Here is an 18,083-nt window from a genome sequence, read left to right as displayed (position 1 = left end):
TAATGTTATTAAAGTTTGATTTCAATATCAACGCCAGATGGTAAATCTAGTCTCATTAATGAATCAACTGTTTGAGGAGTTGGATTCACGATATCGATTAAACGTTTGTGAGTGCGCATTTCGAATTGCTCACGAGAATCTTTGTATTTATGAACCGCACGAAGGATCGTGTAAACTGATTTCTCAGTTGGTAACGGAATCGGACCAGATACAGAAGCACCAGAACGTTTCGCTGTTTCAACGATTTTCTCTGCAGATTGATCTAAAATACGGTGATCATAAGCTTTTAAACGAATACGAATTTTTTCTTTTGCCATAATTTTCCCTCCTTTTTCGCCTATTTAAATAATAGACATACTCCATGGAAATTTCCTTACACTCGCCATGGCAAAGCGGCCGGGTGTATCAGCAACCTTCCACTTCTACGCAGTCAAAGACCAACATCATCTATTATACATAAAAAATAATGCTATTGCAAGCATTTGTTATAAGTTTAGATAAATAATGTTCTCGTCGTCTTCAGTACTTAGTTATTATATTATCTTCAATTATTAAAATCAAGCAAGAATCGGTTATATTGCATATTTTAAATATTTCCAATTAACTTATAAAAAAAAGCTTAGAAGAAAAGATCTTCTAAGCTTTTAAGTTTAATTATTCAACGATTGTAGCAACTACGCCAGCGCCTACAGTACGTCCACCCTCACGGATAGAGAACTTAGTTCCTTCTTCAACAGCGATTGCGTTGATTAACTCAACAGTCATTTCGATGTTGTCGCCAGGCATAACCATTTCAACGCCTTCTGGTAATTGGATGATTCCAGTTACGTCAGTTGTACGGAAATAGAATTGTGGACGGTAGTTAGCGAAGAATGGAGTGTGACGTCCACCTTCTTCTTTAGATAAAACGTAAACTTCAGCTTTGAACTTAGTGTGTTGTTTAACTGAACCTGGTTTAGCTAAAACTTGACCACGTTGGATATCGTCACGAGCAACCCCACGAAGAAGTGCACCGATGTTATCTCCAGCTTCTGCTTGGTCAAGAAGTTTACGGAACATTTCAACACCTGTTACAGTAGTTGATTTTGGCTCTTCAACAAGACCGATGATTTCTACTACGTCACCAACTTTAACGATACCACGCTCAACACGACCAGTAGCAACTGTTCCACGACCAGTGATTGAGAATACATCCTCAACTGGCATTAAGAAAGGCTTGTCAGTTTCACGAGCTGGTGTTGGGATATAAGAATCAACTTCAGCCATTAATTCATGAATTTTAGCTTCCCACGCAGCATCTCCTTCAAGAGCTTTAAGTGCAGAACCTTTGATTACTGGAATGTCATCGCCAGGGAATTCGTATTCTGATAATAGATCACGGATTTCCATTTCAACTAATTCAAGTAACTCTTCATCGTCAACCATGTCACATTTGTTCATGAATACTACGATGTAAGGTACACCTACTTGACGAGATAAAAGGATGTGCTCACGAGTTTGAGGCATTGGACCATCAGCAGCAGATACTACTAAGATACCACCGTCCATTTGAGCAGCACCAGTGATCATGTTTTTAACATAGTCAGCGTGACCTGGGCAGTCAACGTGTGCATAGTGACGAGTTTCTGTTTCGTACTCAACGTGTGCAGTAGAGATTGTGATTCCACGCTCTCTTTCTTCTGGAGCTCCGTCGATTTGATCGTAAGCGCGAGCTTCAGCTCCACCTACTTTAGCTAATACAGTTGTAATAGCAGCAGTTAATGTAGTTTTACCATGGTCAACGTGTCCGATTGTACCAATGTTAACGTGTGGTTTTACACGTTCGAATTTAGCTTTACCCATTGTAAAAATCCTCCTTATAATTAAGAAAATTAATTTTTAGTTTTATTATTATGCTATAAAGGGTAACTTGTACCCCTTATAGCTAACATCTAACATAAATAGTTATACATGATGAGAACTAAATAATCAATTACTCACCTTTATATTTTTTAATAATTTCTTCAGAAATTGATTTTGGTACATCTTCGTAATGGTCAAATACCATTGAGAACGTTCCACGACCTTGAGTGTTAGAACGTAATGAAGTTGCATAACCAAACATTTCTGAAAGTGGTACCATAGCACGAACAACTTGAGCGTTACCGCGTGCTTCCATACCTTCAACGCGTCCACGACGAGATGTAATATCACCCATGATATCTCCTAAGTATTCCTCAGGGATAACAACTTCTACTTTCATTAATGGTTCAAGTAGAACTGGGTTACATTTCTTAACAGCATTTTTAAGAGCTAATGAAGCAGCTACTTTAAACGCCATCTCGTTTGAGTCAACATCATGGTAAGATCCATCGAATAATTTCGCTTTAATGTCGATTAGTGGGAAACCAGCTAATACACCATTTTTAAGGGAATCTTCAAGACCTGCAGCTACAGCTGGGATGTATTCACGAGGAACAACACCACCAACGATTGCATTTTCAAATTCGAAGCCTTTTCCTTCTTCGTTTGGTGAGAATTCAATCCAAACGTGTCCGAATTGTCCACGTCCACCTGATTGACGAACGAATTTACCTTCTACTTGTGCAGAAGAACGGAAAGTTTCACGGTATGCTACTTGAGGAGCACCAACGTTAGCTTCTACTTTAAATTCACGACGCATACGGTCAACGATGATATCAAGGTGAAGCTCACCCATACCAGCGATGATTACTTGACCAGTTTCTTGGTCAGTATGTGCACGGAAAGTTGGATCTTCTTCAGTTAATTTAACTAATGCTTGACCCATTTTATCTTGGTCAGCTTTAGATTTTGGTTCGATCGCAATTGAGATAACTGGATCAGGGAACTCCATAGACTCAAGAATTACTAGATTCTTTTCATCACATAAAGTATCACCAGTTGTAGTGTCTTTAAGACCTACAGCAGCAGCGATATCTCCAGCGTATACTTTCGAAATCTCTTGACGAGAGTTAGCATGCATTTGTAGGATACGTCCTACACGCTCACGCTTACCTTTTGTAGAGTTTTGAACGTATGAACCAGATTCTAACGTACCTGAGTATACTCGGAAGAACGTTAATTTACCAACATAAGGATCAGTCATGATTTTGAATGCTAATGCAGCGAAAGGCTCTTCATCACTTGAAGGAACGATTTTCTCTTCATCAGTATCAGGTAATGTTCCTTTGATAGCTGGTACATCTAATGGAGATGGTAGGTAGTCAATTACTGCATCAAGCATTAATTGAACACCTTTGTTTTTGAAAGCAGAACCACAAACTACTGGGTAGAATTGTACTGAACATGTAGCTGTACGAATAGCAGCTTTTAATTCAGGAATTGTGATTTCTTCACCTTCAAGGTATTTCATCATTAATTCTTCATCTAACTCAGCTACCGCTTCGATTAAACGACCACGGTACTCTTCAGCTAGTTCTTGATATTCTTCTGGAATTTCGATTGTTTCAATGTCAGTTCCTAAGTCATTATTATACTTAATAGCTTTCATTTCAACTAGGTCAACAATACCCCAGAAGTTATCTTCAGCACCCATCGCTAATTGGATTGGGTGTGCGTTAGCTTGTAAACGGTCATGTAACGTACCTACAGAGTATAAGAAATCCGCGCCGATTTTATCCATTTTGTTAACGAATACTACACGTGGAACTCCGTAAGTAGTTGCTTGGCGCCAAACTGTTTCAGTTTGAGGCTCAACACCTGATTGAGCATCAAGTACTGCTACTGCGCCATCAAGTACACGTAGTGAACGTTCAACTTCTACAGTGAAGTCTACGTGACCTGGAGTATCAATGATATTTACACGGTGGTTATTCCACTGAGCTGTTGTAGCAGCAGATGTGATTGTGATACCACGCTCTTGCTCTTGCTCCATCCAGTCCATTTGTGAAGCTCCTTCATGAGTTTCACCAATTTTGTGAATACGACCTGTGTAATAAAGGATACGCTCTGTTGTTGTTGTTTTACCAGCATCAATGTGAGCCATGATCCCGATATTACGAGTGTTATTTAAGGAGAACTCTCTAGTCATCAGGGTTCTTTCTCCCTTCCAGTATTAGTTAGGATTTTTTAGTACAAGAAAAAGTTATTCCTATACATACTTCATGTTATTAAGTTAAGCAAGCACTACAAGCAAGGAACTATTATGTCATCCTAAATTATGTAATCCGACGTTCACCTATTTAATCTAGCAAGCTAAATTAGAAATAGGTGAACGACTTAACCAACATTCATTATGTGCAGAAATAACTAAATTGCTTTTAATCTTACCAACGGTAGTGAGCAAACGCTTTGTTCGCTTCTGCCATTTTGTGTGTATCTTCACGTTTCTTAACTGCAGAACCTGAGTTGTTAGCTGCATCAAGAATTTCATTAGCTAAACGCTCTTCCATCGTTTTTTCTCCACGAAGACGAGCATAGTTAACTAACCAGCGAAGACCTAAAGTTGTACGGCGCTCAGGGCGAACCTCAACTGGTACTTGGTAGTTTGAACCACCAACACGACGAGCTCTAACTTCTAGAACTGGCATGATATTTTTAAGAGCTGCTTCGAATACTTCCATTGGTTCTTTACCAGAACGTTCTTGGATTAATTCAAATGCTCCGTATAAGATAGCTTGAGACTTTCCTCTTTTTCCGTCAATCATCATTTTGTTGATTAAACGAGAAACTAATTTTGAATTATAAAGTGGATCTGGCAATACATCTCTTTTTGCAACAGGACCTTTACGTGGCATGTTATTTCCTCCTTTCGGCTAGTTGTTATTTATTACTTCTTAGCTGCTTTTGGTCTCTTAGTTCCATATTTAGAACGACCTTGCATACGTTTGTCAACACCTGCAGTATCTAATGCACCACGAACGATATGGTAACGTACCCCCGGTAAATCTTTTACACGTCCACCACGGATAAGAACAACACTGTGCTCTTGTAAGTTGTGTCCGATACCTGGGATATAAGCAGTTACCTCGATTTGGTTAGTTAAACGCACACGAGCATATTTACGTAAAGCTGAGTTTGGTTTCTTTGGAGTCATTGTACCAACACGAGTACAAACACCACGTTTTTGTGGAGCTGATAAATCAGTTGATTTTTTCTTTAATGAGTTGAAACCTTTATTTAATGCTGGTGATTTTGATTTCCATACTTTAGAAGTACGTCCATTACGCACTAACTGGTTAATAGTAGGCATGAGTTTTCCTCCCTTCAAATATTTATAAGACCACACATCCAGGTGGTTCATAATAAGTTGAAAACAAAGTTTTTGCAAGAAGAAGGAAGCCCTCCTTCTCACAAAAACAGTTTTAACTACTGTATATTCCTAAATTAGCCCCGGATCTAACCTGCTTAGATTAGCAGTGCTATTGTCTAGGAGCAACCTTGAATATCTTATCATTTTTCATCAAATGATGTCAACTCAAGTTTGAAAATATTTTAAGTTTATTTTTCAACTAATACTTCTTCGTTCATTTCAACTGATTCAGTTAAATCTTTAACAAGATCTACTTTACGGTATCTGTTCATACCTGTACCAGCTGGAACCAACTTACCTATAATAACATTCTCTTTTAATCCTAGCAACTCATCACGTTTTCCTTTAATCGCAGCGTCTGTTAATACACGCGTTGTTTCTTGGAATGATGCAGCAGATAGGAATGAGTCTGTTTCTAATGATGCTTTTGTAATACCTAGTAATAATGGGCGCGCAGTAGCTGGTTGTTTACCTGCAAATAAAGCTTCTTTATTCGCTTCAGTAAACTGGTGTAGTTCTAATAATGTACCAGGTAGTAAAGTTGTCTCACCTGCATCCATTACACGAACTTTCTTCAGCATTTGACGTACCATTACCTCTACGTGCTTATCGCCAATTTCTACCCCTTGCATACGGTATACTTTTTGCACTTCACGTAGTAAGTATTCTTGAACAGCATTTGTACCTTTTACTTTTAACAGTTCTTTCGGATCGATTGAACCTTCTGTCATTACTTGACCACGTTCAATTGATTCACCTTCTTGAACTTTTAGTCTAGCGCCATAAGGAACTGGGTAGTTTCTAGATTCAACTGAGCCTTGAACAATAATTTCTTGTTTATCTTTAGCGTCAGTAGAAATTGAGATAATACCATCAATTTCAGAAATAACTGCTTGACCTTTAGGATTACGTGCTTCAAATAGTTCTTGAATACGAGGTAAACCTTGAGTAATATCGTCTCCTGCTACCCCACCTGTATGGAATGTACGCATCGTTAACTGTGTACCTGGTTCACCGATTGATTGTGCAGCAATAATACCTACTGCTTCACCAACTTCAACCTCAGCACCTGTAGCTAAGTTACGGCCATAACATTTTTTACATACTCCATGGTTAGTATTACATGTGAACGCAGAACGAATATTAACTTCTTCAATACCAGCATCGATAATTTCACGAGCTAAGTCTTCTGTAATTAAATCGTTCTCTTGAGCAAGTAATACACCTGTTTCTGGGTGGCGTATAGTTGAACGTAAATGACGACCAACTAAACGATCGTATAATCCTTCAATAATTTCGTTACCTTCTTTAATTGCCTTAACATGTAATCCACGGTCAGTACCACAATCATCTTGGCGAACGATTACATCTTGTGCAACGTCAACTAGACGACGAGTTAAGTAACCTGAATCGGCTGTTTTTAGTGCTGTATCGGCAAGACCTTTACGTGCACCGTGTGTAGAGATGAAGTATTCAAGTACCGTTAGACCTTCACGGAATGAAGATTTGATTGGTAACTCGATAATACGACCAGCCGGGTTGGCCATCAGACCACGCATACCTGCAAGCTGAGTAAAGTTTGATGCGTTACCACGGGCACCAGAGTCACTCATCATAAAGATAGGGTTACGTTTATTTAGGGAAGCCATCAGTTTTCCTTGAATTACATCCTTCGCATCACTCCAAATAGCGATTACACGATCATAACGCTCATCTTCTGTGATTAAACCACGACGGAATTGTTTTAGTACTTTATCTACTTTTTCTTGAGCTTCAGCAATAATTAACTGCTTCTCCGGTAATACGATGATATCGGATACACCAACTGTAATACCAGCTTTAGTAGAGTGTCTAAATCCAAGATCCTTCATGCGGTCTAGCATTTTTGATGTTTCAGTAATTTTGAAACGTTTAAATACTTCTGCGATGATATTTCCAAGTATTTTCTTTTTGAAAGGAGCAATTTCTTCTCTGCTTTCAATGATTTCTTTAATATTCGAACCTTTAGATACAAAATACATCTGAGGAGTTTCCTTCTCAAGATTACTCTGAGTAGGTTCATTAATATATGGGAACGAAGTAGGTAAGATTTCATTGAAGATTAACTTACCAACCGTTGTAATTAATAATGAATTTTTTTGTTCTTCAGTAAATGTTTCGTTATTTAATGAATTTGCTGCAACAGCAACACGAGAATGTAAATGTACATAACCATTTTGGTATGCAATTAACGCCTCATTGATATCTTTAAATACCATACCTTCACCGACAGCGCCTGCACGCTCAAGAGTTAAGTAATAGTTACCTAATACCATATCTTGAGATGGTGTAACTACTGGCTTACCATCTTTCGGGTTAAGGATGTTTTGTGCTGCAAGCATTAGGATACGAGCTTCTGCTTGTGCTTCACTTGATAACGGTACGTGAACAGCCATTTGGTCACCATCAAAATCGGCATTGTATGCAGTACATACAAGTGGATGAAGACGGATTGCACGGCCTTCTACTAATGTAGGTTCGAACGCTTGGATACCAAGTCTGTGTAGAGTTGGGGCACGGTTTAGTAACACCGGATGCTCACGAATAACTGATTCTAATACATCCCAAATCTCAGGGTGTAAACGCTCAATTTTACGTTTCGCAGACTTAATGTTATGTGCTAATCCACGCTCTACTAATTCTTTCATCACGAATGGCTTGAATAATTCAATTGCCATTTCTTTTGGTAATCCACATTGATACATTTGTAAGTTTGGTCCTACAACGATAACCGAACGGCCAGAGTAGTCAACACGTTTACCAAGTAAGTTTTGACGGAAACGCCCTTGCTTACCTTTAAGCATGTGAGAAAGAGATTTTAATGGACGGTTACCTGGTCCAGTAACTGGACGGCCACGGCGACCATTGTCAATTAACGCATCAACTGCTTCTTGAAGCATACGTTTTTCGTTTTGTACGATGATGCTTGGTGCACCAAGGTCTAATAAACGTTTTAAACGGTTGTTACGGTTAATTACTCGACGATATAAATCGTTTAGATCTGAAGTTGCAAAACGTCCACCATCTAATTGAACCATAGGTCGTAATTCAGGTGGGATTACTGGTAGCACATCTAAGATCATCCAAGAAGGCTCATTACCAGAGTTACGGAATGCTTCTAAAACTTCTAAACGTTTAATTGCTCTTGTACGACGTTGACCTTGAGCAGTTTTCAACTCCTCTTTTAATGAATCAACATCTTTTTCAAGATTAATATCGCTTAATAGTTTTTTAATTGCTTCAGCACCCATAGATGCTTGGAAAGTTTGACCATAACGCTCACGATAAGCACGGAACTCCTTCTCAGAAAGCAATTGTTTCTTTTCTAAAGGAGTATCTCCAGCTTCTGTTACTACGTAAGAAGCAAAGTAGATTACTTCTTCCAGAGCACGAGGGGACATGTCTAAAACAAGTCCCATTCGGCTTGGAATACCTTTGAAATACCAAATATGTGATACTGGTGCAGCTAATTCAATGTGACCCATACGCTCACGACGTACTTTTGCACGAGTTACTTCAACTCCACAACGATCACAAACTACACCTTTATAACGTACACGTTTATATTTTCCGCAATGACATTCCCAATCTTTCGTAGGACCGAAAATGCGTTCACAGAAAAGACCATCTTTTTCAGGTTTTAATGTACGGTAGTTAATTGTTTCAGGTTTTTTAATTTCCCCGTATGACCACGAGCGAATTTTGTCAGGCGATGCAAGTCCGATCTTCATATACTCGAAATTATTTACATCTATCAAGGGGCCTACCTCCCTTTCTGTCCTAAGGTTTTACCCTAATATAATACTTATTCTTTTACGTATTCCATATCCATCGCTAAATGTTCTGAAGCTTGATCATCATCATCTTCAGTATCACGCATTTCGATTTCTTGATCTGTTGCAGACATCATTTTAACATCCATACCTAGAGATTGTAATTCCTTAATCAATACTTTGAATGATTCTGGAACACCTGGTTCTGGTACATTTTCACCTTTAACGATTGCTTCATATGTTTTCACACGGCCAACAACGTCATCAGATTTAACTGTTAAGATCTCTTGTAATGTATAAGCAGCACCGTATGCTTCAAGTGCCCAAACCTCCATCTCACCAAAACGCTGTCCACCAAATTGTGCTTTACCACCAAGTGGTTGTTGCGTAACAAGTGAGTATGGTCCCGTTGAACGAGCATGTAACTTATCGTCAACCATGTGTGCAAGTTTGATCATATACATGACACCTACAGAAACACGGTTATCGAAAGGCTCACCACTACGTCCATCATATAATACAGTTTTAGCATCACGTGCCATACCAGCTTCTTCAATTGTTCCCCAAACATCTTCCTCACGCGCTCCGTCAAATACTGGAGAAGCAACATGAATGCCAAGATATCTTGCAGCCATACCTAAGTGCAGCTCTAATACCTGACCGATGTTCATACGAGAAGGTACCCCTAATGGGTTTAACATGATATCAACTGGCGTTCCATCAGGTAAGAATGGCATATCTTCTTCTGGTAAAATACGAGAGATAACCCCTTTATTACCATGTCGTCCAGCCATTTTATCCCCTTCAGAGATTTTACGTTTCTGAACGATATAAACACGAACAAGTTGGTTTACTCCTGGTGGTAATTCATCACCGTTTTCACGAGTGAATACTTTCACATCAAGAATAATTCCGCCTCCACCGTGTGGAACACGTAAAGATGTATCACGAACTTCACGAGCTTTTTCACCGAAGATTGCATGTAGAAGACGTTCTTCAGCAGTTAATTCAGTTACACCTTTAGGCGTTACTTTACCAACTAATAAATCTCCATCTTTAACTTCCGCACCAATTCGGATAATTCCACGCTCATCAAGATTTTTAAGTGCATCTTCACCAACGTTTGGAATATCACGAGTGATTTCTTCAGGTCCTAATTTTGTATCACGAGCTTCTGATTCATATTCTTCAATATGAACTGAAGTGTAAACATCTTCTTTAACAAGACGGCGACTCATAATAATCGCATCCTCGTAGTTGTAACCATCCCATGTCATGAATGCTACTAATACGTTACGTCCTAGAGCTAATTCACCTTTTTCCATTGAAGGTCCATCTGCAAGAATTTCGCCTCTTACTACTTCGTCACCAACACTTACGATTGGGCGTTGGTTATAACAAGTACCTTGGTTAGAACGTACGAATTTTAACATACGATATTTATCAAGGTCACCTTTAACTTTTTGTCCATCTACTTCTAAGTAGCGACGTACCCAAACTTCTTTCGCTTCAACACGTTCAACGATACCTGGGTGTTTACAAATTACTGCAGCACCAGAGTCTTTTGCTGAAACGTATTCCATACCTGTACCTACGATTGGTGATTCAGGGTTTAATAATGGTACTGCTTGACGTTGCATGTTCGCTCCCATTAGGGCACGGTTTGAGTCATCGTTCTCTAAGAAAGGAATACATGCTGTCGCAGCTGATACTACTTGTTTTGGAGATACATCCATGTAGTCAATACGTTCACGTTTAACAACTGTGTTGTCTCCACGGAAACGAGCTACTACATCTTCATCTAAGAAGCTTCCGTCTTCACCTAAACGTGCATTCGCTTGGGCTACAACGTATAGATCCTCTTCATCAGCAGTTAAATAGTCAATTTTATCAGTTAGACGACCTGTTTCAGGGTCTACACGACGATATGGAGTTTCAATGAAACCAAATTGATTTACTTTTGCATAAGAAGAAAGTGAGTTAATTAATCCGATGTTTGGTCCCTCAGGCGTTTCAATCGGACACATACGACCATAGTGAGAGTAATGAACGTCACGTACTTCAAATCCTGCACGTTCACGTGTTAAACCACCTGGTCCAAGTGCTGATAGTCTTCGTTTATGAGTTAATTCAGCAAGAGGATTTGTTTGATCCATGAATTGAGATAACTGTGAACTACCAAAGAATTCTTTAATTGAAGCAATTACAGGGCGAATATTAATTAACGCCTGTGGAGTAACTGCGTTTGTATCTTGAATTGACATACGTTCACGTACTACACGTTCCATACGAGATAAACCGATACGGAATTGGTTTTGAAGTAATTCACCAACTGAACGTAAACGACGATTTCCTAAATGGTCAATATCGTCAGTGTCACCTACGTTATGTAGCAGGTTAAAGAAGTAAGAAATTGAAGAAATAATGTCCGCAGGTGAAATGTTTTTCACACTTTTGCTTACATTCGCATTTCCAATAACTTGAATAACTTGTTCACCATCTTCTACAGGAGCGTAAATTTTAATAGATTGTAAAGTAATCTCATCTTCTAATACGCCACCAGCAGGGTGAGCAACTTTTTCACCGATATTCTTTTCTAAGAATGGAAGAATACGGTCTAACGTACGGCGATCAAGAGTTGTCCCTTTTTCTACAATAATTTCACCAGTTTCTGGGTCCACTAGAGTTTCTGCAATACGTTGGTTAAACAGTCTATTTTTAATGTGTAATTTTTTATTTATTTTGTAGCGTCCAACGCTAGCTAAGTCATAACGCTTCGGATCAAAGAAGCGAGTAATTAATAGGTTTTTAGCGTTTTCTACTGTAGGTGGTTCACCTGGACGTAATCTTTCATAGATTTCAAGAAGCGCTTTTTCAGTGCTATCTGTGTTATCTTTTTCAAGAGTATTACGTAGGTATTCATTTTCGCCTAATAAGTCTAGAATCTCTTGGTCTGTACCAAACCCAAGCGAACGTAGTAGTACCGTTACAGGTAATTTTCTTGTACGGTCAATACGTACATAAACTACATCCTTCGCGTCCGTTTCGTACTCTAACCAAGCACCACGGTTCGGAATAACTGTAGCCGTAAAACCTTTTTTACCATTTTTGTCTATCTTTCCACTATAGTACACACTTGGAGAACGTACTAATTGTGAAACGATTACACGTTCAGCACCATTAATAATGAATGTGCCTGTGTCCGTCATCAATGGGAAATCACCCATGAAAACGTCTTGCTCTTTAACTTCGCCAGTTTCCTTATTTAATAGGCGAACTTTTACTCGAAGCGGAGCAGCGTAGTTTACGTCACGCTCTTTTGATTCTTCTACAACATACTTCGGCTCACCTAAACTGTAATCAATGAATTCTAATGATAGATTACCTGTGAAATCCTCAATTGGTGAAATGTCTTGGAACATTTCTCTCAAACCTTCATCTAAAAACCATTGGTAAGATGCTGTTTGAATTTCAATTAAGTTAGGTAACTCTAAAACTTCACTGATACGAGCATAACTTCTGCGTTGGCGGTGTCGTCCATATTGAACTAGTTGACCTGTCAACATATTCACCCCTTAAATTAAGAGTATTTATAACAAAAAAATAGTAACAAATAAGCAGAAAAATGCCACTTACTTGTTAGACAAAAAATAAAATGGTTTCAAAATGAAAACCATTTATTAAACTCAACGACAGTCATTTTACTATCATTTCCAAAGAATATAGAAATATACCCACTTTCAAAAAATCATTTTTGAAAATAAATATATATTGGCATTTAATAATACTATCACAAGCAAAAATTACAGTCAATCTTTTTTACTTTTTATGATATAATATCCTTTATCTTTTTTCACTACCTCAACCTCGTCGAACGTTTCTTTTAATAATTCAAGAGCAGATGGCGCTCCTTGCTTCTTTTGTATAACTACCCAAAGCTCTCCACCAGGGAGTAATTTATCATGAGCACCTTTCAAAATTTCATGAACAACACTTTTCCCAGCACGAATTGGCGGATTTGTTAAAATAGCAGCATATTGTCCAGTTACATTTTCATAGATGCTACTTTCATAGATTTTCACATTATCAATCTTATTTACATTCGCATTTTCTTTCGCTAATTCTATCGCTCTTAAATTCACATCGACCATTTCCACTGTTCGACTAATACCATCTTTTGCGATTGATAATCCTATTGGACCGTATCCACATCCAACATCTAAAATATTACCTTCAATTTCTGGAAACGTGAAAATGTTAATTAAAACACGGGATCCAAAATCAACTTCATTCCTAGAAAAAACCCCTGAATCAGATTGGAATTTTAAATCATTACCTCTCAGAGTAAACGAAAATACCTTTTTATCAGTTTTACTATTCGGTTGATTTGTAAAATAATGATCTGCCATAAAAAAATCCTTCTTCCATAAATATACTTATCAACAGTCTTCCCAAAAGCAATCCCATATGTACAAAAAAAGCTCGCATAAATGCGAGCTTTTCTAAAAACTTTTAGAAATTACTTAACTTCTACGTTAGCGCCAACTTCTTCAAGTTTAGCTTTCATTTCTTCAGCTTCTTCTTTGCTGATTCCTTCTTTAATTGCTTTAGGAGTGTTGTCAACTAATTCTTTAGCTTCTTTTAATCCTAAACCAGTTAATTCACGAACTACTTTGATTACTTTGATTTTTTGGTCGCCAGGGCTAGCTAATACTAAATCAAATTCAGTTTGCTCAGCAGCAGCTTCTACAGCGCCACCCATCATAGCTACAGGAGCAGCAGCAGTTACGCCGAACTCTTCTTCGATTGCTTTTACTAAGTCATTTAATTCTAATACAGTCATGTTTTTAACTGCTTCAATGATTTGTTCTTTAGTCATTGTTAATTTCCTCCTTGTTTATACCTTTAAATTATATATTTTAAGCGATCTTGGCATTAAGCGCCTTGTTCTTCTTTTTGTTCTGCAACTGCTTTAGTTGCAAGAGCGAAGTTGCGGATTGGTGCTTGTAGCACGCTAAGCAACATAGAAAGTAAACCTTCGCGAGATGGAAGTTCAGCAAGAGCTTTAACTTCTTCAACAGTAGCAACGTTTCCTTCGATTACACCAGCTTTAATTTCTAAAGCTTCATGTTTTTTAGCGAAATCGTTGATTACTTTAGCAGGAGCAATTACATCCTCCGTACTAAACGCGATTGCGTTTGGACCAGTTAATGATTCGTTTAAACCAGCTAAGCCAGCCTCTTCAGCAGCACGACGAGTTAAAGTGTTTTTGTAAACTTTGAACTCAACGCCAGCTTCACGTAATTGCTTACGTAATTCAGTTACTTCAGCAACATTTAAACCACGGTAGTCAACAACAATTGTTGATTTACTATCACGTAATTTAGCAGCTACTTCAGATACAACTTGTTTTTTAGCTTCTAATACTGCGCTCATTTATTACACCTCCTGTGGATTTTAGTGTGTATACCGCAAAAGTGTAACCATAGCAAAACCTCCACGAACTTTTTTTAAAAAAAGACATGGAGGTTGTATATGCACGAATTTATCAGTTATACACCTCGGTAGGATATTAAGCATAAGCACCTACTGTCTACGGTAGTCTATTTAATTAGCAAGACAAACTCCATTATAGAGAGTTCTTGTCGAATTGTCAACTTTGTTTTTTATCTTAGAAACTAGCTGGATCTACTTTGATACCAGGGCCCATAGTTGAAGTGATTGCTACGTTCTTCATGTATGTTCCTTTAGCAGCAGCAGGTTTAACTTTTACCATAGTTTCAAAGATTGTTGTAAAGTTTTCTACTAACTTTTCGTTTTCGAAAGATACTTTACCGATTGGTACGTGAATGTTACCAGCTTTATCAACACGGTATTCAACTTTACCAGCTTTGATTTCGTTAACAGCTTTAGTTACGTCAAATGTAACTGTACCTGTTTTCGGGTTTGGCATTAAACCTTTAGGTCCTAATACACGTCCTAATTTACCAACTTCAGCCATCATGTCTGGAGTTGCTACTACTACATCAAAATCGAACCAACCTTGTTGGATTTTGTTAATCATGTCAGCATCGCCTACGAAATCAGCACCAGCAGCTTCAGCTTCTTTAGCTTTTTCACCTTTAGCGAATACTAATACACGTTGTACTTTACCAGTACCGTGTGGAAGAACTACTGCACCACGAATTTGTTGGTCAGCTTTCTTTGGATCTACTCCTAAACGGAATGCTACTTCAACTGTTGCATCAAAGTTAACAGTTGTAGTCTTTTTAACAAGTTCAACAGCTTCGTTTACTGCGTAAACAGCTGTACGATCTACTAATTTAATAGCTTCTTGGTATTTTTTACCTTTGTTAGCCATGTTTTATTCCTCCTAATGTGGTTTTAACGGATTTTCCTCCCACGAATAAAGGTTGCGATAAAACACATCAAATGATGTTCGCAACCTCCTCAATCACACCTTATTGAAGATGGGATTAGTCTTCAATAACGATACCCATACTACGTGCAGTACCTTCTACCATACGCATAGCAGCTTCAACAGAAGCAGCATTTAAGTCAGGCATTTTTTGTTCAGCAATCTCACGCACTTTATCGCGTTTAACTGTTGCTACTTTTTTACGATTTGGTTCACCAGAACCAGACTCGATACCAGCCGCTACTTTAAGAAGTACAGCAGCAGGAGGAGTTTTCGTAATAAATGTAAACGAACGATCTTCGAATACAGTGATTTCAACAGGAATAATTAGACCAGCTTGGTCAGCTGTACGAGCGTTGAACTCTTTACAGAATCCCATGATGTTAACACCTGCTTGTCCTAATGCAGGACCAACTGGTGGTGCTGGGTTTGCTTTTCCTGCAGGAATTTGCAATTTTACCATTTTAATTACTTTTTTAGCCACGAGACACACCTCCTTAAGTCCGTGATGTGGTAATGGGGTTTTACACCCTCCCACTCATATCGTGTTGCATTTTCATGCATATTCTTATACAGAAGTTAATACCATCTTTTCGATGCATATTGACCTTTAAAAGTCTAACATTTTCAAATTAAAAATGCAAGGTCTTGTATTATAATTTTTCAACAAGATGTAAATCCAGTTCTACTGGCGTTTCTTTATTAAAGAATTCTACTAACACAGTCACTTTTTTCTTTTCGAAGTCAATTTCCTTAATTGATCCAGTATAATTCGCAAATGGTCCTTCTTTTAATCGAACAACTTCATTTACATCTAAATCAATATCGATTGTTTGTTCATCTAGACCCATATGTTTTAGAATATGCGTAATCTCTTCTTCTAAAAGTGGGGTTGGTTTTGAACCAGAGCCAGCTGAGCCAACGAAACCAGTTACTCCCGGTGTATTTCGAACTACATACCAAGAATCGTCAGTCATTACTAGTTCAACTAACACATAACCTGGAAACACTTTACGTTTCGTTACTTTCTCTTTACCGTTCTTCATTTCTACTTCTGATTCTTCTGGAACTATTACACGGAAAATTTTATCCTGCATTCCCATTGTTTCTACACGTTTTTCTAAATTTGCTTTTACTTTATTCTCATATCCTGAGTAAGTATGAACTACATACCATCTTTTTTCCATGTTAGAGGACTACTTGTCCTTCCCTCCCCGGTCAACTTTCTTTGCAAATTAAAAAACCCGTTACCGGGCTTTTTTTTAAACATTATCACTCATTATAGCACAATTAGTTTTAACTTATTCAAGAATAAGTCGAATTAGTTTAGAAAGTCCTGTGTCAATTACAGCGAAGAATACTACAAAGAATAAAACTGTAGCTAATACTGTAACTGTTGAATTAACTAATTCTTTACGTTTAGGCCATGAAACTTTTTTCATTTCACTTTTTACTTCGCGAAAAAACTTACCGATACGACCCACAGATGCAACCCCCATATATACTAGTTTAGAGATTTACGAAACGTCCGCCTTGTCCAAAAAGTAGTGCTGAATCTAGTTTATATAATGAATAAGGACATTCGCAATTATCATTTATCTTACTTCATTTATTTTGTTTCTTTATGTGTAGTATGCTCATTGCATGTTTTACAAAACTTTTTCATCTCCAAACGTTCTACAGAAGAGGAATTCTTCATCGTGGAGTAATTTCTATTATTGCAATTAGCGCACGACAGGACAACTTTTTTTCTCATGGTGACACCAACCTAATTCATCTATAATTATCCATTTAGAATGTACCATGTGAATTATAAACTGTCAAACTCAATGGTATACCCTTGTATTCCTATACATTATCACGAATTACAAGGGAGTTTTTTTGATCCGATTAAACCGACAGTTCTCTAATTTCCATATATCTTTCAAGCTTTCTTTTTACTCGTTGAAGAGCATTATCAATCGATTTTACATGTCTGTTTAATTCTTCTGATATTTCTTGGTAAGATCGACCATCTAAATAGAGTGATAATACTTTCCTTTCTAAATCGCTTAATAATTCAGACATTTTAAGCTCTATGTCCACATTTTCTTCTTGATTGATCACAAGTTCCTCTGGGTCCATGTTTTTTGTTTCTGTTAAAACATCCAGTAAAGTACGATCAGATTCCTCATCGTAAATAGGCTTGTCCAATGAAACATAAGAATTTAATGGAATATGCTTTTGCCTAGTAGCTGTTTTAATTGCTGTAATAATTTGTCTTGTAATGCATAATTCTGCAAACGCCTTGAAAGACGAAAGTTTGTCTTCTTTGTAATCACGAATTGCTTTGTATAATCCAATCATACCTTCTTGAATGATGTCTTCACGGTCAGCTCCTATTAGGAAATAAGACCTAGACTTTGCTTTAACGAAATTTCGGTATTTTTGAATTAAAAATGTTAGTGCCTCTTGATCACCCTCTCGAACATATTCGAGAATTACCTCATCTTCTAAAGGGCCATACTCTATCATTAGCTTCAATTCCTGTTCAACGTTCACAATTAGCACCTCCGACCAAACAATTTAATTAAATTATACA

Annotated in this window: 16 protein-coding genes and 1 other annotated feature; all 16 genes read right to left on the bottom strand. The window is 37.8% G+C overall.

Features of this window, described 5'->3' with window-relative positions; translation table 11 throughout:
- Positions 1–8: 8 nt before the first annotated feature.
- Positions 9–317 carry a 30S ribosomal protein S10 gene (rpsJ, locus tag BM319_RS23405; protein WP_056467407.1) on the bottom strand — a complete coding sequence of 103 codons (309 nt, stop codon included), beginning with the start codon at positions 315–317 and terminating at the stop codon, positions 9–11.
- Between the two features lie 337 nt (positions 318–654).
- On the bottom strand, positions 655–1,842 hold the full coding sequence (gene tuf, locus BM319_RS23400; protein ID WP_056467401.1) for an elongation factor Tu: 1,188 nt from the start codon (positions 1,840–1,842) through the stop codon (positions 655–657).
- A gap of 130 nt (positions 1,843–1,972) precedes the next feature.
- Positions 1,973–4,051, bottom strand: a complete 2,079-nt coding sequence (gene fusA, locus BM319_RS23395) for an elongation factor G (RefSeq protein ID WP_069033608.1) — start codon at positions 4,049–4,051, stop codon at positions 1,973–1,975.
- A gap of 235 nt (positions 4,052–4,286) precedes the next feature.
- Entirely contained in the window at positions 4,287–4,757 is a 471-nt protein-coding gene (gene rpsG / locus BM319_RS23390; RefSeq protein WP_056467395.1) for a 30S ribosomal protein S7, read from the bottom strand.
- A gap of 32 nt (positions 4,758–4,789) precedes the next feature.
- Positions 4,790–5,212, bottom strand: coding sequence for a 30S ribosomal protein S12 (rpsL, locus tag BM319_RS23385; RefSeq protein ID WP_056467392.1), 423 nt, complete (start codon positions 5,210–5,212; stop codon positions 4,790–4,792).
- 248 nt (positions 5,213–5,460) lie between these two features.
- Positions 5,461–9,069 (bottom strand): DNA-directed RNA polymerase subunit beta', encoded by a 3,609-nt coding sequence (gene rpoC / locus BM319_RS23380; RefSeq protein ID WP_091024918.1) that lies wholly within the window; start codon positions 9,067–9,069, stop codon positions 5,461–5,463.
- A gap of 47 nt (positions 9,070–9,116) precedes the next feature.
- On the bottom strand, positions 9,117–12,647 hold the full coding sequence (gene rpoB / locus BM319_RS23375; RefSeq protein WP_069033606.1) for a DNA-directed RNA polymerase subunit beta: 3,531 nt from the start codon (positions 12,645–12,647) through the stop codon (positions 9,117–9,119).
- Positions 12,648–12,893: 246 nt separating this feature from the next.
- On the bottom strand, positions 12,894–13,493 hold the full coding sequence (locus tag BM319_RS23370; protein WP_069033605.1) for a class I SAM-dependent methyltransferase: 600 nt from the start codon (positions 13,491–13,493) through the stop codon (positions 12,894–12,896).
- A 110-nt stretch (positions 13,494–13,603) separates the two neighbouring features.
- Entirely contained in the window at positions 13,604–13,963 is a 360-nt protein-coding gene (gene rplL / locus BM319_RS23365; RefSeq protein ID WP_069033604.1) for a 50S ribosomal protein L7/L12, read from the bottom strand.
- 56 nt (positions 13,964–14,019) lie between these two features.
- Entirely contained in the window at positions 14,020–14,520 is a 501-nt protein-coding gene (gene rplJ, locus BM319_RS23360; RefSeq protein WP_069033603.1) for a 50S ribosomal protein L10, read from the bottom strand.
- Between the two features lie 43 nt (positions 14,521–14,563).
- Positions 14,564–14,701 (bottom strand) — a sequence feature (ribosomal protein L10 leader region).
- A 54-nt stretch (positions 14,702–14,755) separates the two neighbouring features.
- A complete protein-coding gene (gene rplA, locus BM319_RS23355) occupies positions 14,756–15,445 on the bottom strand; it encodes a 50S ribosomal protein L1 (protein WP_056467376.1) in 690 nt (229 codons plus the stop codon).
- A 115-nt stretch (positions 15,446–15,560) separates the two neighbouring features.
- Positions 15,561–15,986, bottom strand: a complete 426-nt coding sequence (rplK, locus tag BM319_RS23350) for a 50S ribosomal protein L11 (RefSeq protein WP_056467373.1) — start codon at positions 15,984–15,986, stop codon at positions 15,561–15,563.
- Between the two features lie 169 nt (positions 15,987–16,155).
- Positions 16,156–16,689 (bottom strand): transcription termination/antitermination protein NusG, encoded by a 534-nt coding sequence (gene nusG, locus BM319_RS23345; RefSeq protein ID WP_056467370.1) that lies wholly within the window; start codon positions 16,687–16,689, stop codon positions 16,156–16,158.
- Between the two features lie 114 nt (positions 16,690–16,803).
- A complete protein-coding gene (gene secE, locus BM319_RS23340) occupies positions 16,804–17,001 on the bottom strand; it encodes a preprotein translocase subunit SecE (protein WP_235832964.1) in 198 nt (65 codons plus the stop codon).
- Positions 17,002–17,111: 110 nt separating this feature from the next.
- Entirely contained in the window at positions 17,112–17,258 is a 147-nt protein-coding gene (rpmG, locus tag BM319_RS23335; RefSeq protein WP_082459366.1) for a 50S ribosomal protein L33, read from the bottom strand.
- A gap of 134 nt (positions 17,259–17,392) precedes the next feature.
- Positions 17,393–18,043 carry an RNA polymerase sporulation sigma factor SigH gene (gene sigH / locus BM319_RS23330; protein ID WP_056467364.1) on the bottom strand — a complete coding sequence of 217 codons (651 nt, stop codon included), beginning with the start codon at positions 18,041–18,043 and terminating at the stop codon, positions 17,393–17,395.
- Positions 18,044–18,083 lie beyond the last annotated feature (40 nt).

Source organism: Bacillus sp. UNCCL81, from assembly GCF_900112535.1.
GTDB classification, from domain to species: Bacteria; Bacillota; Bacilli; order Bacillales; family Bacillaceae_G; genus Gottfriedia; species Gottfriedia luciferensis_B.
The sequence above is the reverse complement of the archived record's forward strand: the minus strand, read 5'-3'. Positions and strand labels throughout refer to the sequence as shown.